A 20,090-nucleotide genomic window follows, 5' to 3' on the forward strand; every position below is an offset into this window, starting at 1 on the left:
GCACATCGGCCCATGGACGCCCGATACGTCGGCCCATTGATGCCTGCCACGTCGGCCGACGGGCGGCTGACACTCCAGCCCGCCGACGTCTGACACTCCAGCCGACGCCTGACGCGCCGACCCGACGCCTGACGCGCCGGCCGGAGCCGACGCGTCAGCCGGAGCGGCTCTTCCGGCCCGCGGTCTGGACCGGAAGGGCCTGGCCACCGTGGTCCCCCGGGGGCTCGCGCCGATGGCGTGCGGGGCGGGTACCCAGCGATGCCCGGTTCATCACGTGGTCATCGGGGCTTGGGCAGAGCGTGCGGGGCGTGGGCCCTGACCGCCTCCATCAGCTCTCCGATCGACGGATTCACCATGCCCCGGCCCGCCACCGTCACGGTCGGCACGGTCTCGTTCCCGTCCGCGATCAGCCGGACGAGCGCGGCCGCCTCCGGATCCCGCCAGATGTTCACCTCGGTGTATCGCAGCCGGGTGAAGCGCAGTCGCAGCCGCAGCCGGATGCAGAACGGGCACATCGGCCGCCAGTACACCACCACACCGTCACGGTCCGCATGGTCCGCCGTCACCGGATCCCCTCCCTCAGCCACCGCGGGTGTAGCACCGAGCGTACCCGTGCCCGTGCGGGCTCCCGGAGGCCCTGGCGGGGAAGTGGGCATGCGTGCCATCTCGCCGAGCCCCGGCCGGGGCGGGCCGTCCGTCAGACGGTGGTGACGGTGGACAGCCCGCCGTCGGGGTCGCGCAGAATCGCCTGATGGCCCGGACTGAACGGGAGCGGGCCGACGCCTGCGGTGCCGCCCCGCTCATGGGTCCGTGCCGCGGCCAGGTGTCCGGTGCGAGGTGATGCCAGATGTTCTGAGCCTGGATCAGCAGGGTGCCGAGAACGGCGGTGGTGGCGGTGGAGACGCCGCGCGCGTTCGTCGGCGATATCGGTCATGGTGGTGGTGACCCCGCCGATCTGAGCGACGATCGCTCCTCACCGCTGGTCCTCGCTCTCGGCGGGAAGCGGCAGCGGTTTCCCGCGCGACCTCCGCGGCAGCCCGGGATTGAGCCGGAGGCTCTCATGGCTCCACAGCCGGGCGGATCGCAGGCTCTCCAGCCGCTGTTGGAGACGGTCGGACAGCCGCCGCCAGTCGGCGGCCGTCTCCTCCGACCAGTCTTCATGGACCAGCCCCTCGGCCATGTGGGCGAGGGCCTCCCGCGCACCGCGCGCCAGACCACCGAGGTTCTCCCGTACGTCCCGCAGATGGACCGGCGGCAGGACCAGCGCGTTGACCGCGATACCGATCGCGGCCCCCAGCGCCGCTTGCAGCAGCCGGTGGGAGACCGTGAGGCCGGACACCGGGCCGGAGCCGTCGGACCGGGGCCCGTTCAGCCCGTGGCCAGCAGCAGTGTCCCCACCAGGGCGAGCCCGGCGCCCGTGGCCTGGACCACGCGCAGCCGCTCGCCGAGCAGGGCGCGGGCCGCGAGGGCGGTCACCACCGGGTAGAGGGAGGCGAGCACCGCGGCGACGGTGACCGGCCCGTGGTGGGCGGCGAGGTTGTACGTACCGTTCGCGGCCACATCGGCGAGGCCCACGAAGGCGAGCGCGGGCAGCGACGCCCACACCACGCCCATCCCGCCCTCGGGCAGCCCCGGATTGCCGCGCCGTACGGAGGCCAGGAGCGCGCCACCGCCGACCACCACATTGCACACCCGCTGCACGAACAGCGCGAGGAAGAGCCCGGTCAGGGTGTTCGACGCCTCGGCGATCAGCGCCATCACCGAGCCGAAGCCCAGCGCGGCCACCAGGGTGAGCAGCAGCGTCTGCCGCTGGACGGGCGCACCGCCGGTCTGCGGACCGCTGGCCAGGACCACGCCCGCCACCGCCACCACGACCCCCGAGACCTGGAGCAGCCCGGGCCGCTCGCCGAGCACCAGCGCCACACAGAGCGGCACGGTGACCCCGCCGAGCGCGCCGAGCGGGGAGACGACGCCCATCGGGCCGAGCGCGAGGGCGCGGTAGAAGCACAGCATCGCGGCCGGTCCGACCACACCGGCCGCCGCGGCGAACCACAGCTGCGGGCCCGCCTCGGACCATCCGCCGGTGGCCACCACGATGGCGCCGAGGACGGTCACCGCGATGAGCTGGGAGACGACGACCACGGTGAGCGCGGGCGTGCGCCGGGTGAGCAACCCTCCGCCGAAGTCGGCCAGCCCCCAGAGCAGGCTGGTGGCGAGAGCGAAGAGTGCGGACATGGGGAAACCTCGCCGTACAGTGTGGTGAACGTGGGAGTGCAGCCCACAGTAGTTCAGTGCACTCGACTACGCCATTCAATATTTTGAACGGAACGGATCGTGACGGACCTCGATCAGCTCACGCAGTCGCTCGGCCGCAACCTCAAACGGTGGCGCAATGAACGCGGCTTCACCCTCGACGCCCTCGCGGCCCGCTCCGGGGTCAGCCGGGGCATGATCATCCAGATTGAGCAGGCCCGTACGAATCCGAGCGTCGGCACCACGGTCAAGCTCGCCGACGCGCTCGGCGTGAGCATCACCACCCTGCTCGACTACGAGCAGGGGCCGCGGGTGACCATCGTCCCTCCCGACCAGGCGGTGCGGATGTGGTCCACCGAGGCGGGCAGCTACACCGCACTGCTCGTCGGCACCGAGGCGGACGGTCCGCTGGAGCTGTGGGAGTGGCGGCTGATGCCCGGCGACGAGAGCGTTTCCGATCCGCATCCGTCCGGCACGGTCGAGCTGATCCATGTGACGACGGGTGAGCTCACCCTGGTCATCGGCGGTGAGACACACCCCGTCCCGGCCGGTACCTCCGCGGGGTTCGAGGCGAACACCCCGCACTCCTACCGCAACGACGGGACGGTGCCGGTGGAGATGACCATGGCGGTCTCGGTACCGCCCGCGCGCTGAGTCCGCCGGACCCGGCTCGGCCCCTCGCACCCCGCCCGACTGCTAGTTTGGCGGCATGAGTACGCCGATGGATGCCTTCGACGAGGTCCGCCCCGCCGTCGAGTGCCTTGACCTGCTGACCGCCCCCGTCGCCGACGCCCTGCGCGCCTGGCGTGGCTCGGAGCCGGTGGAGCGGGTGCTGTTCGTGGACACGGACCCGGACAAGGCCGACACCGCCGTACTCGTCGAGAACTACGGCTCCTGGCTGCTGGAGCAGTCCGCCAACTGTGTGGTGGTCGCGGGCAAACGGGGCGGTGAGACCACCCTGGCCGCCTGTCTGGTCCTGGCCCACACCCGCGTGGACGTCAACGGCGTGGTCCGCCGCCATCTCGGCGCGCGCAAGGCGTCGTTCGCCCCGATGGACATGGCCACGGGCGAGAGCGGCATGGAATTCGGCGGTATCACCCCGATCGGCCTGCCCGCCGCCTGGCCGCTCCTGGTGGACGCCGCCGTGGCCGACATCCCCTACGCGCTCATCGGCAGCGGCGGCCGGCGCGGCAAGCTCATCGTCCCGGGCAAGCTGCTCGCCGGACTGCCGGGCGCGGCCGTCCTGGAGGGCCTCGGCGCCTGAACCGGCCGCGCTCCCGGTCCCGGCGGTGGCTCAGCCCAGCCGGGGGATCTCGATCGCCGGGCAGCGGTCCATCACCATGGCGAGTCCGGCGGCGCGGGTGCGCTCGTAGGCGGCCGGGTCGATGACGCCGAGCTGGAACCAGACGGCCTTGGCGCCGATGGCCACGGCCTCGTCCGCGACCGGGCCCGCCAGGTCGCTGTTGACGAAGACATCGACCACATCGATCGGGAAGGGGATCTCGGCGAGCGAGCCGTACCCCCGCTCGCCGTGCACCGTCTCGGCCTTCGGGTGCACGGGCACGATGCGCTTGCCGAAGTGCTGGAGGACGTCGGCGACGCCGTATGCCGCGCGCTGCTGGTTGGACGACAGGCCCACGACGGCCCAGGTGTCGCCCACCTCGGTGAGGATCTTGCGGACCGTCTCCGCGTCGCCGTACATGCTTGCCTCCTGCGGGTGCGACAGACAACCTGTCCGCCACAACGAGCATCAGATTCCAGGGATTCCCATCGAGGCGCGGTCCGCGTCGACGGCGACACTTCGCCGCCAGGGTGAGCGGCGCGGCTGAGCACAGAACGCCTTCTTCAGCTTCCGTTCGCGGCCGAGCGTGGTGGCAGCCGTGCCTGGTTCCGGAACTGTGCGGGCGATGAGCCGACCACGCGGCGGAACGCGGTGCTGAACGCGCTCTCGGACAGGTAGCCCGTGGCCCGTGCGAGCTCGGAGATCGACAGAGTGTCGCGGGCGAGGGCGTCGCGGGCGAGACTCATGCGCCATTGGATCAGGTACTCCAACGGCGGGACCCCGACGTGGTTCTTGAAGGAGTGGGCGAACGCCGAACGCGACATATGGCTGATCTCGGCGAGCTCCTTGAGGTTCCAGGGGTGGGCCACGTCCGCGTGCACCGCACGCAGGGCGGCACCGATGCCGTCCTCGTTCAGGGCGCCCAGCCAGCCGGTGGGCCGGTCTGTCTGACTGGCGTGAGCACGCAGCATGTGCACGAGCAGGATCTGTGCGAGGTGGTTCTGCACCAGCGGGCCGCCGGCGGCGGCGATCCCGACCTCGGTGGCCAGGAGATCGATCAGCTGCGCGAGCCGCCTGCCATGAGGATCGTCCACGCGGACGGTCACGAGCGGCGGCAGAAGATCGGTCAGGAGGGCCGCGTTCTGGTCGTCGAACGCGATGTGCCCGACGCAGAGGTAGAGGTCTTCCTCGGACTCCGAGCCGATCCGCACGAGCTCGTCCTGGGCACCGGCCCACACCGGCGCCGCGGGGCGCGGGCTTGCGTCGAGCGTGCTGGCCAGCACGTAAGGAGGGGGGTTGCCCAGCATGAAGGTGTCACCCTCCCGCAGAAGCACCGGCTCATGCCCATCGAGGATCAACCAGCATGTGCCGCGCACGAGGCCCCCGATCCGCACGTGCAAGAACGCGTCGAAGCGCAAAGCCCACTCTCCCGCGGCCCGGAGACTGGGCCCGATCACCGTGCGGGGCCTGAGCAGGCCGATCGCGTCAGCCACTGGATCCCGAAAGCCGAGCACCGACGACACCTCCTGGACGATACGTAAAGGATGCCGGACTATCTATTGTGGATAGTGTCCCCGAGCTGTCGCACTCTCGACGTCGAACGGATCGGCATCGAGAAAATGATGGAGACACCCACATGGGACAGCTGGAAGGCAAGACGTCGGTGGTCACCGGGGGCAGCACCGGTATCGGTCTGGCCACCGCCGTACGGCTGGCGGACGAGGGCGCGTACGTGTTCGTCACCGGCCGACGCGAGGCCGAACTGGAGGCCGCCGTCAAGACCATCGGAGCGGACCGGGCCACCGCGGTCGTCGGCGACATCGCGAAGCCGGAGGACCTGGACCGGCTCTACGAGGCGGTCCGGGCGCGAGGCAGGGGTTTGGACGTGCTCGTGGCGAACGCGGCGGTCGGTGCGTTCGTGACGCTGGAACAGACCACCGAGGAGCACTTCGACCAGACCTTCGCGGTCAACGTCCGAGGCACGCTGTTCACCGTGCAGAAGGCGTTGCCGCTGCTCAACGACGGAGCCTCGGTCGTCCTGGTTGGTTCGACGGCCGGTGACCGTGGAGTAGAGGCGTTCGGCGCGTACGCGGCGTCGAAGGCGGCCGTCCGGTCCTTCGCGCGGACGTGGTCCAACGAGCTCAAGGGCCGTGGCATCCGGGTCAACGTGGTCTCGCCGGCATGGATCGAGACTCCCGGGGGCACCGCCGCTTTCGGTGACGAGGAGACTGCCCGGGCCGTCAAGGAGAATGTCGCCGCGACCGTGGCCAAGGGCCGCATGGGTCAGCCCGAGGAGGCCGCCGCGGTCGTGGCCTTCCTGGCCTCGGAACAGAGCAGCTACGTCGTCGGCGCGAACATCTACGTCGACGGTGGCACGAACCAGATCTGAGCAGGATGGCTGATGGTCCGAAGTGCCCCGACCTCGCAGCCCAGTTGCGTCTCACGGACGCCGATGGTCACGCCTGACCAGCTCGCCTGAACCCCCAAGAACGACGCTAGTTGACGCGTCAATCACCGGGCATCTAACGTAGGTGACGCGTCAACCAAATGGTTTGGGGTCGCCAGGCCGGCCATCCCGTATCTGCCTCACTGCGGGGCATCGAGATGTCGGTGCACTGCCGGAGACCCGCGGACGCAAAGTTCCTGAAGGGGAATCTCGTGAGTACTGAGAACAAGGCCGGACTCGGCGCGCTGCTGACGCCCGAGGAGAGCGTGCTCGCCCTCATCGACCACCAGCCGTTCCAGGTCGCCAACCTGCACAGCCACGAGCCGACGATGGTCATCAACAACGCCGTCGGGCTCGCCAAGGCCGCCAAGGTGTTCGACGTTCCGACCATTCTGACCACCGTTCTGGAGGAGCGCGGTGGCCTTCTTCTCCAGGGTCTCCAGGATGTGTTCCCGGAGCAGAAGCCGATCAACAGGACCTTCGTCAACACCTGGCAGGACGAGCGCGTCGTGGATGCCGTCAAGGCGACAGGACGCAAGAAACTGATCATCGCCGGCCTCTGGACGGAGGTCTGTGTGGCCATGCCGGCGATACAGGCGGCGGGCGAGGGCTTCGAAGTCTTCGTCGTCACCGACGCGTCGGGCGGTGCCTCGAAGGAGGCCCATGACATGGCGGTGCGGCGCATGGTCCAGGCGGGCGTGACCCCGATCACCTGGCTCGCCGTGATGTCCGAGTGGCAGCGCGACTGGGCCCGTGAGAAGACCGTGCCGGGCATCGTCGAGGTCCTGGCGCAGCACGGCGGTGCCAGCGGTGTGGCCTACGCCTGGGAGACGCAGCTCCTGGCCACGCCCACCGGGAACGAGGTCTGACATCGCCGCCGCCCCGGCACCGATTCGTATCGGGTACTGCCTGTCGTTAACCGGTTCCCTCGGGGACAACGGCCGGTCGGCCCGTCTGGCCCATGAAATCTGGCGTCAGGACGTCAACGGCCGGGGCGGCCTTCTCGTGTGTTGCAGGTCCAGTTCCAGGGAGTGTCCGGCCATGAGGTCGGTCAATTCCGGAACGGGTCGAGGCGGATCGTCGTGTCCCCACCGGAATCTTCTTCCGGCAAGCTCATCTTCCCTTACGCGGAAGCTCTCACCACCGAGTGACGGAGGTCAATAACAGCCTTTCGAGAACGGGCCGCCGGAGATTCCGGCGGCCCGTTCGTCGGCCTCAACATCAGTTCGGCGCCACATACGCCCCTCGTCGGCGGCGAAGACGCGGTTCCGCGTCATGAGAAGCCGTCAGGGGAACCGCCGGTCATCCATCGTCACTTCGAGAGGAAGTCGCGCAGCGCGGTGTTGACCTCGTCGGCGTGGGTCCAGAGCAGGCCGTGCGGCGCTCCTTCGACCTCGACGTAGTCGGCCTCGGGGAGTGCCTTGTGGAATCGGCGCCCAGTGGCGTCGATGGGGAGGATGTTGTCCTTCGTTCCGTGCAGGATCAGTGCGGGCTTGCCGCTCGCGCGGACCGCCTCGACGTCGGCGCGGAAGTCCTCGATCCATGCCGGTACCACAGCGTACGCAGCAACCGGAGCGCTGCGGATCGCGACGTTCCAGCTACCGGTCACGACCTCTTCGCTGATACGGGTGCCGAGGTTCTCGTCGAGGTTGTAGAAGTCCGCGTAGAACTGCTTGTACCAGGCGTACCGATCCGCCTTCGCGGTCGCGGCGATGCCGTCGAAGACCTCCTGCGGCACCCCGTCGGGGTTGTCGTCGCGGGCGACGAGAAACGGCTCGAGCGAGGCGAGGAAGGCGAGCTTCGCGACACGCTCATGACCGTAGCGACTCACGTAGCGGGCGAGTTCCCCGGTGCCCATCGAGAAACCGACAAGAACGACATCCTGGAGGTCGAGGGTCTCAAGGACCGTGTTCAGGTCAGCGGCGAAGGTGTCGTAGTCGTAACCGGAGTTCACCTTCGACGACTGGCCGAAGCCACGACGGTCATAGGTGATGACCCGATAGCCCTGGGCCAACAGCTCGCGCGTCTGACGTTCCCAGCTGTGCCCGTTCAGTGGGTAGCCGTGGATCAGGACGACCGGCTGCCCGGAACCCTGATCCTCGTAGTAGAGCTCGACCGGCGTACTGTTCTCCGTGCCGACGGTGATGTAACCCATGATTTCTTTCCCTTCTGGCTGACGAAACGGACATCGGCCCATATCTGTATGTGGAAACTGTGTGTTGTCGGAGGCGGGTCAGAGGTCTCGCCGTTCCGCATCGGCCTGTGGTGGGGCGCGAATTCCACCATGCGCGTTCAACCGTCCCGACCTCCTCCCGCGATCGCGGCGTGTAGGTCGGCGTGGTCCACGTTGTCCACGACTGTGACTCGGCCACCATCGCCGGGATCGGGATCGGGCATGATCGATTCTGGGTCGACGAGGTAGACCTCGTGGCCATTCAGCGTCAGTCGGCGTGCGACCTCCAGCAGCACGCGCCGTGCCACGTCGTCGATCGAATAGACCCTTGTCAGGTCCAAAGCCACCCTGACTTCCGAAGGCGAAATGTCCATGGCTTCCTGAACAACTCTCTCGGCTCCGGCGAAGCCGATGCCACCTTGCAGTTGCAGGACCCGGAGCGCGTTCGGTCCGCTGCCAACGACATGGTGGGACCGCACGACGGCACGCGCCGCCGCGGGAACCTCCATCACATGCAGACCCATGTCTGAAGAGAATCGTTCGAACAGTGACACCCCGCGAACGCTGTTCCCGTGACCATCCAGTCGTGGTGAGAACGTGGCAATGCCGATCTGTCCGGGGAGCGCCCCGATCAGACCTCCGGCCACCCCGCTCTTTGCCGGAATACCGACTTGGGTCGCCCAGTCACCAGCGGCGTCATACATTCCACAGCTGAACATGACGCTCAGCACCTGACGCACCACCGGTTCCGGCACCACCTGCTCACCCGAGAGAGGGTTTGTCCCACGGTTGGCCAACGTGGCGGCCATCATGGCCAGATCTCGCGTGGTGACGAGCACGGAACACTGGCGGGTGTAGCCGTCCACGATGGCCCTAGGGTCCTTGGTGAGGACGTTGTGACTGCGGAGCATGTGTGCGATGACGAGGTTGCGGTGCGCGTGCTCCATCTCTGACGCACATACCGCCTCATCCATCTTCAGTCGACGACCGGCAAACGCCGAGAGGCCGTGGAGTACGCGTTCCACACGCTCTGTCGGGTTCAGGTCCTCCGTGCCGGCCAGTGAGTGTACGGTGATCGCGCCAGCGTTGATCATGGGATTGAGAGGGCGCCCCGTATCGCTTTCGAGAGAGATCTCGTTGAACGCCTCTCCGGACGGCTCGACACCGACTTTGGCGAGCACAGGGTCGAACCCGCGATCAGACAGCGCCAACGCATATATGAACGGCTTGGAGATCGATTGGATTGTGAACTCGATATCGATGTCACCGGCACCATAGACCTCTCCGTCAATCATGGCAAAGGCCGCACCAAGGCGCTCGGGGTCCGCTGCTGCGAGTTCAGGGATGTATCCCGCCAGCTCCCCGGACGTGTCCGACTCCACATCTCTCAGTACCTCGGCCAGATAGTCGGGAATGATCGGCCGCATTCGTCCTCCATGCGCAATTGCAATCTTCGGGTTGCCGAGACTTTGTCCGCTACGAGTGCTCAAAAGGTCTTGTCGGAGCACGGGCGGCGGTAAGCACGCGAAGCCGGTCGGCTTCGACATTGGCTCCGAAGGCGGGAGTGCCGGGCTCGAGCCGGACGCCCGCTGCGAGGTCGCCGATGGTGAGTGGGTCGAATCCGAGAGCGTCGATCAGCGCAGACACGACGACGAGATCCTCGGGCGAGTCACCGGCGATCGCGATGGCCTTGCGTCCGAGGCCGCCGGCTGGACGAGCCCCGTCTTCGAGGTCGTGGTAGCCCATGTGGTTGAGGGCTTTCACGACACGCGCGCCCGTCAGGAACCGCTGAACGACTTCGCTCGAAGAGGCGTCGGGCGGGAGGATCGCGTCGCGGGGACCATCGACCTCCCACCAGTGGTTCATCGCGTCGATGACCAGCTTTCCTTCCAGCTTCGGAACGGGGAGGTCGCGGTATTTGCCGAGCGGGAGCGCCAGGACCACCACGTCGGCGGCATCCGCGGCCTGGGCAGGCCACACGGCGGTCGCTCCGGGGGTGAGGATTGTGGCGGTAAGCGCGATCTTGGATGGGTCACCGGACCCGGAGATCAGGACTCGATAGCCGGCGGCGACCGCCAGGCGCGCCAGGACGGTGCCGACTTTCCCGGCTCCCAGGATCCCGATAGTGGTGACAGGGTTGGTCATCGCGTCGCTCCCGCCGTGGCCGCGGGCTGCTCGGCCAGAAGCTCGCGGACCCGAGGGATGACTTGGGTGCCGTACAGCTCGACCGAGCGTAGACGTGCGGAGGCGGAAACGGTGCCGGCGGCGGAGTAGATCAAGTCGAACCGGCCCGCGTTCAGCACCCGGATGGCGTGGGCGATCTTGGTCGCGACCGTCTCCACCGAGCCGACATACAGGGACCCGCGATCCACTTCGGCGTTGAACTCCTCCCGGCGGAGCGGCGGCCAGCCGCGCTGCCCCCCGATCCGGTCGCGGATCTCCTTGTACCCGGGGTAGAAGAGCTCCTTGGCCTCTTCGTCAGTGGAGGCGACGAAGCCGGGCGAATGCGTCCCGACCGGCTGTGCGGTCGTGCCGAACTCCTGGCTGGCGCGCCGGTACAGATCCACGTAGGGAGCGAACCGGTCGGGGGCGCCGCCGATGATTGCCAGCATGAGCCGGAAGCCATATTGAGCGGTGCGGAGCACGGACTGCGGTGTTCCGCCAACCCCTACCCAGGTGTTGAGACGTCCCGAATCCGTCTTCGGGTACACGTCCGCATGGTGCAGGGCGGCGCGAGTGGTGCCTTCCCAGGTGACCGGCCTCTCGTCCAGGAGCCGATGGAAAAGGTCGATCTTCTCCTCGAACAGCACCTCGTAGTCCTTGAGGTCGTACCCGAACAGGGGGAACGACTCGGTGAAGGAACCGCGTCCGAGGATCACCTCGGCGCGGCCGTTGGAGAGCGCATCGACCGTGGCGAACCGCTGGAACACTCGCACCGGGTCGTCCGAGGACAGCACTGTCACGCCCGAGGCGAGCCGGATGCGCTTCGTGGCTGTCGCGATGCCCGCCAGTACTGTCTCAGGGCTGGAGATCGCGTACTCGGGCCGGTGGTGCTCGCCCAACGCAACAACGTCGATACCGACCTGGTCGGCAAGGACCGCTTCGGTCACCGCGGCGCGGATCGCCTGCGCATGCGAGACGATCACGCCCTGGTCGTTTCGGGGCCGGTCTCCGAAGCTGTCGATACCGAACTCGATTTGCGAAACATCCATCGTGTTCACTTTGCTCAACGCTTTCGTTGCGTCGGGGTGTGGCGGTGCATGGTTCGTGACGACCGGGCGGGACGTCCGTCCCGGGCGACCTGCGCGAGTTCCCCGCCGGTCAGGTCCCGCGCCACACCACCTCCGCCGATCTAGTTGACATGTAAACCATGACAGTCCTATGGTTTACATGTCAACTAGATGGTGGCGTGGCGGGTCCAGCTGCACGTTTGACGGCAGTCCGCCTCTGATCAGGTGCTCTACCGGGCCTACTCGGTGCGCGGCGATTTCCGAGACGGCCGGCCGGGTCACCAACAACGCCTGCGTGGCCAACTCCAAGCTCAGTCCTGGGCATGCGGCTGCGACGCCTGCAATCCACACCAGTAGGTCACCCCAGGCACCAGGGTGGGAGCCGCGAAATGAAGGGAAAGCGGTGGTCTTCAAGCTCGATGTACCAGGCCGCATGGTTCGCGGTGACGTGGATGAAGGCTATGGCGCAGTGGCCGACGCCTTTCGCGAGAACTTCGCCGTACGTAACGAGATCGGCGCTGCCTGCGTCGTCTACCGCGGCGGGCGGAAGGTCGTGGACCTCTGGGGCGGCTACCGGGACGGCCGAAACCGTCTCCCCTGGGAGGCGGAAACGATGGTGCCGGTGTTCTCGACGTCCAAGGGTGTGGCAGCAGTGGCGCTCGCGGTGCTGCACGCACGTGGTCTGCTCGACCACGATGAACGTGTGGCGGCCTATTGGCCCGAGTTCGCCGCCGTCGGTAAGGGTGATGTGACCGTCCGTCAGCTGCTCGCCCATCAGGCAGGGCTGGCGGTGATCGACCGGCCACTCCGGCTCGGCGACCTGACTGGCTCCCGCACCCTCGCCACGGCTCTTGCCGAGCAGCGTCCGGCATGGGAGCCGGGCACCCGGCACGGCTACCACGGCCAGTCGTTGGGCTGGTACGAGAGCGAGCTCATCAGCCGGATCGACCCTGGGAAACGTCGTATCGGCCGGTTTTTCGCCGACGAGGTCGCGGCGCCGCTCGGCCTCGACTTCCACTTCGGCCTGCCGCAGGACACTGACCGCGATCGGGTCGCCCGTATCCACGGATTTCGCTCCTGGGAGATGATGCTGCACCTGAGCGCGATGCCGGCATCATTCGTCCGGGCATACGTGAATCCGCGGAGCCTGACCGCCAGAGCGTTCGGCAATCCGCGGGTGCTGGGCACCGTGGAGAACTTCAACCGGCCGGATGTGCAGGCCGCGGAGGTTCCGGCGGCCAACGGCGTCGGCCAGGTGCGGTCGATCGCCAAGCTCTACGGCGAGGTGGCGACCGGCGGCGCCGCCCTGGGTCTCACCGATGCCACGATGGACGCGTTGCGCGTCGCTGCCCCGCCTCCGACGAACGGGCTGTTCGACGAGGTGCTGCGCGTCGAGACGAGGTTCTCCCTGGGGTACGTCAAGCCGTTCCCGGCGTTCAGGTTCGGCTCCGAGTCGGACCGGGCCTTCGGGACGATGGGCCTGGGCGGGTCATTCGCCTTCGCAGACCCGGATACCGGTACGGGCTTCGCGTACGCGATGAACCGCACTGGCTTCCGGCTTTGGGACGATCCTCGTGAAGTGGCCCTGCGGGAGGCGCTCTTCGCGCGGGTCCTCGGCGAGCGGCCTCAGCGGCCCGACCCGGCCTCGGGCGTTCTGGCCTCTGATTCGCGGAGCACTTGAGTGTGTTCCACGTCTCAGAAGACTTGCGCAAACATTGTGCATGGTGCGGGGCTCGCCCCTGACGGTCACGCCGAAACGGTGGCTCTGAAGGATGAAAGCTCAGCCAGCCCTGCGCCCTTTCAGCCCTGGCGTGGGAGGGGAGGGAAGCCCTCGTTGTTGGCGGCCCCGCGCGCCAGGGCGTCCCTTCGGGCCGGCGCAGGGCTGACCTCTCGTGATCCAGGCAGTCGCGTTCTTCGCCCGGTCAGTCCGGCTGCTTCTCCATGTGGTCCAGGACACGCTTGGAGAGCCGGCCGAGTGTGCTGAGCTGGTTCGGGGTCAGGGCATCGATGAAGAGGCGGCGGACGTGCTCGACGTGCGGGGGTGCGGCCTCTTCGATCGCCTTGTAGCCGGCCGGGGTGGCGACGATGAATGCTCCGCGTCCGTCGTCGGGGCATTCCTCCCTGGCCACGAGCCCGCGTTTCGCCATCCGCGTGACCTGGTGGGACATTCGGCTCTTCTCCCACTCCACGAGTTTGGCCAGATCCAAGAAGCGCATCCGCCCGCCGCCTCTTTCGGTGAGGCTGACGAGTACGATGTAGTCGGAGGCGGACATTCCGGAGTCGGCCTGTATGCGGCGGGACAGCCGTCCGATGAGCGTCTCCTGCATACGGATGAAGCTGTCCCAGGCGGCCTTCTCTTCCCGGTTGAGCCAGCGTGGCGGTGCGTCCATGGGGTCAGTCTAACGAAATCGTTGACAGCTCATCTACTCGCGGTGGCGGCGATGCACCCTCGGCGAGGCCGCGTCCATCGTGCCCGGGGCGCCTCGGTTCAGGGCCCGCCGCCCTGGTGTGCGAGCCGGAAGACGCCGGGATCGGTGTCCGTCGGACGGGTGAAGAACGTGCCGAAGCCGTCCGGTTCGGAATCAAGGGCGAGTGGTACGAGTCGCCTGCTTGCCGAAGGTTAAGTTGATGCGTCAACCTGATGGGGTTAGGCTGATGCCCTGGCTGACGGGATTCTGCCGAGTTGAGCGGGATCAGGCCCAGGAGGAGGACATATGACGGTCGAAGTGATCGACGTGCCCGAGGCGAAGCGCTACGAGGCCCGCGTCGATGGAGAGTCCAAGGTGGCGGGCGTCGCGGAATACATCCGCACGACGGAACTCGTCGCGTTCGTGCACACCGAGGTCGAGGCGGAGTACGAGGGCGCGGGAGTCGGGTCCGCGCTGGCCCGCACCGCCCTTGACGAGGCACGCGCCGCGAATCTGCGAGTGCTGGCCACCTGTCCCTTCTTCGCGGGCTGGATCAGCCGGCACCCCGAGTACCAGGACCTGCTGTACCAGTCCCGCAGCAAGGTCAGTGACTGAAGAGCTCCGACGCGGTCGGCGTCAGTTGACTGGTCAACCAAGTCGGTGGTTGGCTTGCCGTGGAAGTCTCCTCCTCGTGCGGAGGAACTACGACGCAGCGACCATCCCGAGGAGGAGCGATGGAACCTCGTGTGGCGGACTACCCCGGACGATCGCGTTTCGAGGTCTTCGACGACGACGAGCTCGCCGGCTTTGCCGAATATCACCGGTACCGGGACGAGATCGCCTTCATTCATACGGAGATCGACCCGCGGTTCGAGGGCCGAGGTCTCGGTGGCGTACTCGCCCGTGCGGCCCTCGATGCGGCCAGGGAACAAGGGCTCGGAGTGCTTCCCTTCTGCCCCTTCATCCGTGGCTGGATCGGCAAGCACCCGGAGTACACCGACCTGGTGCCGCAGGGGCAGCGGGCGCGGTTCGGGCTGTGAGGCGGGCCGTGCCGGAGACGGAGCGGATCGAGATGTCCGATGCCCAGCGCAAGCAATGGCCCTGTTGGAGATCGCCGACCGGACCCCTGTAACGCGGGTGGCACACGGTGAAACGCCCATCCCGCCCGCGCCCGAACGCTCGGCGCGGCACAACCCTTACCGCGGCCCGCCGCCACAGAAAGGATGCAGTCGTCATGAGTGACCTCGACCTCCAGCCCGGTCTCCGTGAGTGCGGGGGCCGGGCCGACGTGTCCGGGCGGCCCGTCAGGGAACTGCTGAACCCGCGCGAGGCGAGCCTGGGCGCCACGGTCGTCCGTAGACTGCTGCCGAATCTGGGGCGGCGGATGGTGGGCGCCTGGTGCTTCGTCGACCACTACGGCCCCGATGACATCGCCGACGAGCCGGGCATGCAGGTGCCACCGCACCCGCACATGGGCCTGCAAACGGTGAGCTGGCTGCACGAGGGCGAGGTTCTGCACCGGGACAGCGTTGGATGCGTGCAGACCCTGCGCCCTCGCCAGCTCGGCCTGATGACGTCGGGACGGGGCATCGCGCACGCCGAGCAGAGCACCGTGTCGCACCCCCGCCTGCTCCACGGCGCCCAGCTGTGGGTCGCGTTGCCCGAGGCTCACCGGCACACCGCGCCCGCCTTCGAGCACCACACCGACCTGCCCGTCGTCACGGCCCCGGGCCTGAAGGCCACCGTCGTCCTGGGCGGACTGGACGGCGCGGTCTCGCCGGGCACGACGTACACACCTCTCGTCGGCGCCGACCTCGCACTCGCCGAAGGCGCAAACGTACGGCTGCCCCTGGAGCCGGACTTCGAGTACGCCGTGCTGACGATGTCCGGGGCCACCGAGGTCGACGGGGTGCCTCTCGACCCCGGCTCCATGCTCTATCTGGGCTCCGGACGTTCCGAGCTGCCGCTGCGCGCCCTGAGCGACTCGGGGCTGCTGCTGCTTGGCGGAGAGCCGTTCGAGGAGAAGATCATCATGTGGTGGAACCTCATCGGACGAACGCAGGAGGAGATCGCCCAGGGACGCGAGGCGTGGACGTCCGGTGACCGCTTCGGAACGGTGAACGGCTACGACGGCGCGCCGCTGCCCGCGCCCGCCTTGCCGGTGACCCCGCTCAAGCCTCGCGGCCGTACTCGCTGACGTCCGCGGCCGCGCGGACCGGGCTCTGACCGTTCACCGGTCCCGTAACCCGCGCGTAGGGACGGCAGCCGATGGAGTGCCTACCGCCCCGTGTGTGGGTGGCGAGCCCTGGCGCCCATGCCCTTATGGTAGACGTATCAACTATATCGAGGCTGTCGAGAATCGCCTGAGACATGGGGCGGGTGTGCGGCCCGAGGGGAGAAGTCCGGCGATGCGGAATCTGACCGTGGCCCAGCAGATGGTGGACATCCTGCGCCAGGCGGGCGTGGAGCGGATCTATGGCGTGGTGGGTGACAGCCTGAACTCGGTGGTCGACGCGGTGCGCCGTACCGACGGCATCGAGTGGGTGCATGTACGGAACGAGGAGGCCGCCGCCTTCGCCGCGGCAGCGGAGGCACAGCTGACCGGCAAGCTCGCGGTGTGCGCCGGAAGCTGTGGCCCCGGAAACACGCATCTGATCCAGGGGTTGTACGACGCGCACCGCTCCGGTGCGCCCGTGCTGGCACTCGCCTCGCACATCCCGTCCCACCAGATCGGCACCGGCTTCTTCCAGGAGACCCACCCGGAGAGGCTGTTCACGGAGTGCAGCGACTACTGCGAGATGATCAGCACCCCCGGGCAGATGCCCCGGGTTCTGCGGATCGCCATGCAGCGGGCTCTTGGCAACGGCGCGGTGTCAGTCCTGGTGATACCGGGCGATGTCGCGCACGACGAGGCGACTCACCCGACGGGAAGCAGCGACCTGGTCACTGAGCGCGGCCGGGTCGTCGCGCCGGACACGCAGGTTCGCGCGCTGGCCGAGAAGGTGAACGCGGCACGGAAGGTGATGCTGTTCTGCGGTGCGGGAGTGCGGGACGCGCACGCCGAGGTCATGGCGCTCGCCGAGAAGGCTGCCGCTCCCATCGGGCACACCCTGCGGGGCAAGGAGTGGATCCAGTTCGACAACCCGTACGACGTGGGCATGAGCGGTCTACTGGGCTACGGCGCCTGCTTCGACGCAATGCACGAGGCCGACCTGGTCGTCCTGCTCGGCACCGACTTCCCGTACAACGACTTCCTGCCGCAGGCACGGACCGTGCAGATCGACCACGACGCGGGCCGCCTCGGCCGTCGTACTGTGCTGGAACTCGGGGTGCACGGCGACGTCCGGGAGACGCTGCGGGCCGTGCTGCCGTTGGTCGAGGCGAAGCGGGGCCGTACCTATCTGGACCGGATGCTGCACAAGCATGCCAAGTCGCTGGAGACGGTGGTCTCCGCCTACACCCACGACGTCGAGCGGCACATCCCGATCCACCCTGAGTACGCGGCCTCGGTTCTGGACGAACTCGCGGCCGACGACGCTGTGTTCACCGTGGACACCGGTATGTCCAACGTGTGGGCGGCGCGTTATCTGACCCCCAATGGGCGGCGCCGGGTGATCGGTTCGTTCCTGCACGGCACGATGGCCAACGCGCTGCCGCACGCCATCGGCGCGCAGTTCGCTTACGCCGGCCGCCAGGTGATATCGATGTCGGGTGACGGTGGACTGGGCATGCTGATGGGCGAGTTGCTCACGGTGAAGCTGCACGATCTGCCGGTGAAGACGATCGTCTTCAACAACTCCTCCCTGGGCATGGTGAAGTTGGAGATGCTGGTCGAGGGGCTGCCCGAGCACGAGACCGACCACGAGCCGGTGGACTACGCGGCGATCGCCCGCGGCGCGGGCATCGAGGCGATCCGCATCGAGCGCCCCGGGGATGTCGTCGAGGGACTCAAGCGGGCGCTCGCCCACGACGGACCGTTCCTGGTCGACCTGGTGACCGACCCCAACGCGCTGTCGATCCCGCCGCACATCTCGGCCGCCCAGATCAAGGGATTCGCCTTCGCCGCGGGCCGGACAGTGCTCGACGGGGGCGTCGGCAAGATGCTCGACCTTGCCCGTGCCAACCTGCGTAACGTTCCCCGCCCCTGAGGCGAGCCGGACGTACCGCACAGGCACTCGGTGCGGGCGTATCCCCTCCGCCGGGGGGCCGGCCATGACGGGGTCGAAGCCGACCGCGCCGTCTATGCGCGCGACGGTGTGAGGCCGTCCGGATCGTCACCGGTGGGTAGGGGACTCGTCGCTCACCGGGGGCACCTCCCGCACAATCTGGTTGTCGCATCAACTACGATGTCACGGAGACAGGCCGATGGCCACAGCACCCGTACGAACACAGGCCACCGTGAGCGTGGCCCGAAGGAGCCCCCGACGTGAGCGACCGCACCCACAGCTCCCCGTCCCGCAGGATCTTCATCGACAAACAGAGCCCCAAGGCGTTCCATGCCCTGGTGCAGGTCTCGGAGACGGTCCGAGCAACAGCCTCCGAGGCCGGGCTCGACCGCACCACCGTGGAACTGATCAACCTCCGCGTATCGCAACTCAACGGCTGCGCCTACTGCCTCGACGTGCATACCAGAGCGGCCCTGCGTGCCGGTGAATCACCGCAGAGACTCGGAACCCTGAGCGCATGGCGGGACACCGGCCTGTTCACTCCCTCGGAGCGCGCCGCCTTGGCGCTGGCCGAGGCCACAACCGATCCGGTGAACGCCGCGCTCCAGACATCCGCCTACGAGGCCGCCCGGCAGGTTCTCTCCGAGGACCAGATCTCGGCCGCGATCTGGGTGGCGGTCACCATCAACGCGTTCAATCGCGTGTCGGTCATGAGCAAGCATCCGGTACCGCCGCTTCACGACAAGTAGAGGCGGTCGGCCCGCCACACCGCCGGCCTTCGGCGTAGCCGCAGCGGAGACTCGGTTGACGAGTCGAGTACCCTCTGCGGCCACTGCGGTCAGGATGGTTCCTCGTCCAGCTTCTCCTCCACGCGCTCGGAGATCCGAGCCAGCAACCGCAGCTCCGACGGCGTGACGTTGTCAAGGAAGAGCTCACGCACCGCCTCCACATGGCGCGGAGTGGCGGCTTCGATCATCGCTCGCCCCTTGTCTGTGATCACCACGAACGCGCCACGGCCGTCCTCGGGACACTCGTCCCGCACCACCTGCCCACGCTTCACCATCCGGGCGATGTGATGGGACAACCGGCTCTTTTCCCACCTCAACGCCCTGGCAATGTCCAGAAACCGCCGCCGCCCGTCCGGTGCGTCCGTCAGCTCGACCAGTACGGCGAAGTCCGCAGGCGACACATTGCAGTCCGTCTGCAACAAGCGAGACAATCGGTCCATGAGCCTGTCATGCATGCGGACGAAGCTCTGCCACGCATGCTGTTCCTCTGTCGTCAACCACCACACCGTCGGCTCCATGAGGCAATTGCAACCTAGTTGAGGGTTCACCACATATGTGTGGGGCGCACATCGCATGCGCGCCCTCTCCCCGCCCGGACCCGTTTGAGGGTCACCACGCTCGTCGCGCGTCCCCGCGCACAGGTGGCTCCGGCGACCGCGATGACCTTCTTCTCACTCATGCCATTACTCCTGCCCAAGGAGAGATTATTGACGCATCAACTGAAGCGCATTCCAGTTGATGAATCAACTTGTTGGGCGGGATTGGCCATGATCGCTGCGAAAGTCATCTGAGTGGCGCAGTGCGTCCGGCCATGCGCCTGGCTCAGCCGAGTGCGGTCACAGCCAGTCGTGTTCGCGGGCGTACCGCGCCGCTTCGTGCCGGGTCTGGGTCTGGGTCTTCCGCATCGCATTGGACAGGTAGTTGCGGACGGTGTCCTCGGCGAGTTGGGGCTGACCCGCGATCGCGTTGTTCGAGAACGGCGAGACCGCTGAGTTCTGAGAGCGGCTTGTCCGGTACGCCGTCGTTGACGATGCTGATGCCTGACTCGGACAACGTGATCCGGACTTCCCGGGCCTGGGCGTGCCGCAGGATGTTGGTCGTTGTCTCGCGCAGGACCTGGCCGAGCAGCTCGCCCGCGCGACTGTCCGTGCACGCGACGCGGCGGATATGTACCTTGATGCCGGCGGCCTCGAACAGGTTCTTCGCATTCTCCAGCTCAGCGGGGAGGTTGAGTCGGCGCTGTGCGTAGACGAGCTCCTTGGTCTGGGTGATGGTGTCGCTGACAAGCGAGTAGATCTCGCGCAGCTCCTGCTCCGCCCGGCCCGGGTCGCGGTGCACCAGCGG

23 protein-coding genes are annotated in these 20,090 nt (G+C 67.7%); 10 read left to right on the plus strand and 13 right to left on the minus strand.

Annotation, left to right across the window (positions count from 1 at the left end; genetic code table 11):
* Nucleotides 1-278 precede the first annotated feature (278 nt).
* The 3 genes from AB0E24_RS38725 to AB0E24_RS38735 all read right to left on the minus strand — a co-directional run bounded on the left by AB0E24_RS38725 (nucleotide 279) and on the right by AB0E24_RS38735 (nucleotide 2,235).
* A complete protein-coding gene (locus AB0E24_RS38725; RefSeq protein WP_308403557.1) occupies nucleotides 279-566 on the minus strand; it encodes a glutaredoxin domain-containing protein in 288 nt (95 codons plus the stop codon).
* Nucleotides 567-973: 407 nt separating this feature from the next.
* Nucleotides 974-1,339, minus strand: coding sequence for an aromatic acid exporter family protein (locus AB0E24_RS38730; protein ID WP_359384289.1), 366 nt, complete (start codon nucleotides 1,337-1,339; stop codon nucleotides 974-976).
* 29 nt (nucleotides 1,340-1,368) lie between these two features.
* Complete coding sequence (locus tag AB0E24_RS38735) at nucleotides 1,369-2,235, minus strand: DMT family transporter (RefSeq protein ID WP_093701589.1); 867 nt, start codon at nucleotides 2,233-2,235, stop codon at nucleotides 1,369-1,371.
* A gap of 99 nt (nucleotides 2,236-2,334) precedes the next feature.
* On the opposite strand from AB0E24_RS38735, the gene AB0E24_RS38740 reads away from it, so the two are divergent.
* Together AB0E24_RS38740 and AB0E24_RS38745 are read left to right on the plus strand one after the other, a co-directional pair.
* Complete coding sequence (locus AB0E24_RS38740; protein WP_069867383.1) at nucleotides 2,335-2,907, plus strand: helix-turn-helix domain-containing protein; 573 nt, start codon at nucleotides 2,335-2,337, stop codon at nucleotides 2,905-2,907.
* A gap of 55 nt (nucleotides 2,908-2,962) precedes the next feature.
* Complete coding sequence (locus tag AB0E24_RS38745; protein ID WP_167459962.1) at nucleotides 2,963-3,517, plus strand: YbaK/EbsC family protein; 555 nt, start codon at nucleotides 2,963-2,965, stop codon at nucleotides 3,515-3,517.
* 30 nt (nucleotides 3,518-3,547) lie between these two features.
* On the opposite strand, the gene AB0E24_RS38750 is transcribed toward AB0E24_RS38745, so the two are convergent.
* Both AB0E24_RS38750 and AB0E24_RS38755 read right to left on the minus strand, forming a co-directional pair.
* A complete protein-coding gene (locus tag AB0E24_RS38750) occupies nucleotides 3,548-3,955 on the minus strand; it encodes a CoA-binding protein (RefSeq protein ID WP_359384292.1) in 408 nt (135 codons plus the stop codon).
* 143 nt (nucleotides 3,956-4,098) lie between these two features.
* Nucleotides 4,099-5,058, minus strand: coding sequence for an AraC family transcriptional regulator (locus AB0E24_RS38755; RefSeq protein WP_359384294.1), 960 nt, complete (start codon nucleotides 5,056-5,058; stop codon nucleotides 4,099-4,101).
* Nucleotides 5,059-5,171: 113 nt separating this feature from the next.
* Between AB0E24_RS38755 and AB0E24_RS38760 the strand changes: the two genes are divergently transcribed.
* Together AB0E24_RS38760 and AB0E24_RS38765 are read left to right on the plus strand one after the other, a co-directional pair.
* Nucleotides 5,172-5,924, plus strand: coding sequence for an SDR family NAD(P)-dependent oxidoreductase (locus AB0E24_RS38760; protein ID WP_100805515.1), 753 nt, complete (start codon nucleotides 5,172-5,174; stop codon nucleotides 5,922-5,924).
* Between the two features lie 269 nt (nucleotides 5,925-6,193).
* Nucleotides 6,194-6,850 (plus strand): hydrolase, encoded by a 657-nt coding sequence (locus AB0E24_RS38765; protein ID WP_079259790.1) that lies wholly within the window; start codon nucleotides 6,194-6,196, stop codon nucleotides 6,848-6,850.
* A 443-nt stretch (nucleotides 6,851-7,293) separates the two neighbouring features.
* Here AB0E24_RS38765 and AB0E24_RS38770 read toward each other — a convergent pair whose 3' ends face one another.
* The 4 genes from AB0E24_RS38770 to AB0E24_RS38785 form a co-directional block, all read right to left on the minus strand.
* The gene (locus AB0E24_RS38770) at nucleotides 7,294-8,136 is read right to left on the minus strand and encodes an alpha/beta fold hydrolase (RefSeq protein WP_174885422.1); all 843 of its coding nucleotides are present in this window, start codon (nucleotides 8,134-8,136) and stop codon (nucleotides 7,294-7,296) included.
* Between the two features lie 137 nt (nucleotides 8,137-8,273).
* The gene (locus AB0E24_RS38775) at nucleotides 8,274-9,581 is read right to left on the minus strand and encodes a glutaminase (RefSeq protein ID WP_102936700.1); all 1,308 of its coding nucleotides are present in this window, start codon (nucleotides 9,579-9,581) and stop codon (nucleotides 8,274-8,276) included.
* Nucleotides 9,582-9,630: 49 nt separating this feature from the next.
* Nucleotides 9,631-10,299: an NADPH-dependent F420 reductase gene (locus tag AB0E24_RS38780; protein ID WP_359150395.1), complete on the minus strand. Its 669-nt coding sequence runs from the start codon at nucleotides 10,297-10,299 to the stop codon at nucleotides 9,631-9,633.
* Nucleotides 10,296-11,366: an LLM class flavin-dependent oxidoreductase gene (locus tag AB0E24_RS38785; protein WP_359384331.1), complete on the minus strand. Its 1,071-nt coding sequence runs from the start codon at nucleotides 11,364-11,366 to the stop codon at nucleotides 10,296-10,298. The genes AB0E24_RS38780 and AB0E24_RS38785 overlap by 4 nt, the downstream gene beginning before the upstream one ends.
* A gap of 421 nt (nucleotides 11,367-11,787) precedes the next feature.
* Here AB0E24_RS38785 and AB0E24_RS38790 point away from each other — a divergent pair, with 421 nt between their 5' ends.
* Entirely contained in the window at nucleotides 11,788-13,065 is a 1,278-nt protein-coding gene (locus AB0E24_RS38790) for a serine hydrolase domain-containing protein (protein WP_359384296.1), read from the plus strand.
* Nucleotides 13,066-13,306: 241 nt separating this feature from the next.
* Here the strand turns inward: AB0E24_RS38790 and AB0E24_RS38795 are convergent, their stop codons facing one another.
* On the minus strand, nucleotides 13,307-13,774 hold the full coding sequence (locus AB0E24_RS38795; RefSeq protein ID WP_069867373.1) for a MarR family winged helix-turn-helix transcriptional regulator: 468 nt from the start codon (nucleotides 13,772-13,774) through the stop codon (nucleotides 13,307-13,309).
* 324 nt (nucleotides 13,775-14,098) lie between these two features.
* Here AB0E24_RS38795 and AB0E24_RS38800 point away from each other — a divergent pair, with 324 nt between their 5' ends.
* The 5 genes from AB0E24_RS38800 to AB0E24_RS38820 all read left to right on the plus strand — a co-directional run bounded on the left by AB0E24_RS38800 (nucleotide 14,099) and on the right by AB0E24_RS38820 (nucleotide 18,707).
* A complete protein-coding gene (locus AB0E24_RS38800; RefSeq protein WP_079259795.1) occupies nucleotides 14,099-14,407 on the plus strand; it encodes a GNAT family N-acetyltransferase in 309 nt (102 codons plus the stop codon).
* 119 nt (nucleotides 14,408-14,526) lie between these two features.
* Nucleotides 14,527-14,832 (plus strand): GNAT family N-acetyltransferase, encoded by a 306-nt coding sequence (locus AB0E24_RS38805; protein ID WP_359384298.1) that lies wholly within the window; start codon nucleotides 14,527-14,529, stop codon nucleotides 14,830-14,832.
* Between the two features lie 194 nt (nucleotides 14,833-15,026).
* On the plus strand, nucleotides 15,027-15,989 hold the full coding sequence (locus AB0E24_RS38810) for a pirin family protein (RefSeq protein WP_359384300.1): 963 nt from the start codon (nucleotides 15,027-15,029) through the stop codon (nucleotides 15,987-15,989).
* A gap of 211 nt (nucleotides 15,990-16,200) precedes the next feature.
* Entirely contained in the window at nucleotides 16,201-17,940 is a 1,740-nt protein-coding gene (locus AB0E24_RS38815; protein ID WP_347234334.1) for a pyruvate dehydrogenase, read from the plus strand.
* A 278-nt stretch (nucleotides 17,941-18,218) separates the two neighbouring features.
* On the plus strand, nucleotides 18,219-18,707 hold the full coding sequence (locus AB0E24_RS38820; RefSeq protein WP_359384302.1) for a carboxymuconolactone decarboxylase family protein: 489 nt from the start codon (nucleotides 18,219-18,221) through the stop codon (nucleotides 18,705-18,707).
* 89 nt (nucleotides 18,708-18,796) lie between these two features.
* On the opposite strand, the gene AB0E24_RS38825 is transcribed toward AB0E24_RS38820, so the two are convergent.
* From AB0E24_RS38825 to AB0E24_RS46090, 3 genes are all read right to left on the minus strand, one after another.
* Nucleotides 18,797-19,264, minus strand: a complete 468-nt coding sequence (locus AB0E24_RS38825; protein ID WP_283882768.1) for a MarR family winged helix-turn-helix transcriptional regulator — start codon at nucleotides 19,262-19,264, stop codon at nucleotides 18,797-18,799.
* Between the two features lie 26 nt (nucleotides 19,265-19,290).
* Nucleotides 19,291-19,425, minus strand: coding sequence for a hypothetical protein (locus tag AB0E24_RS38830; RefSeq protein ID WP_359384304.1), 135 nt, complete (start codon nucleotides 19,423-19,425; stop codon nucleotides 19,291-19,293).
* A 157-nt stretch (nucleotides 19,426-19,582) separates the two neighbouring features.
* The gene (locus tag AB0E24_RS46090; RefSeq protein WP_435865371.1) at nucleotides 19,583-19,954 is read right to left on the minus strand and encodes a response regulator transcription factor; all 372 of its coding nucleotides are present in this window, start codon (nucleotides 19,952-19,954) and stop codon (nucleotides 19,583-19,585) included.
* Between the last annotated feature and the right edge of the window lie 136 nt (nucleotides 19,955-20,090).

It is taken from the genome of Streptomyces malaysiensis subsp. malaysiensis, from assembly GCF_040653035.1.
In the GTDB taxonomy this organism is placed as follows: Bacteria; Actinomycetota; Actinomycetes; order Streptomycetales; family Streptomycetaceae; genus Streptomyces; species Streptomyces malaysiensis.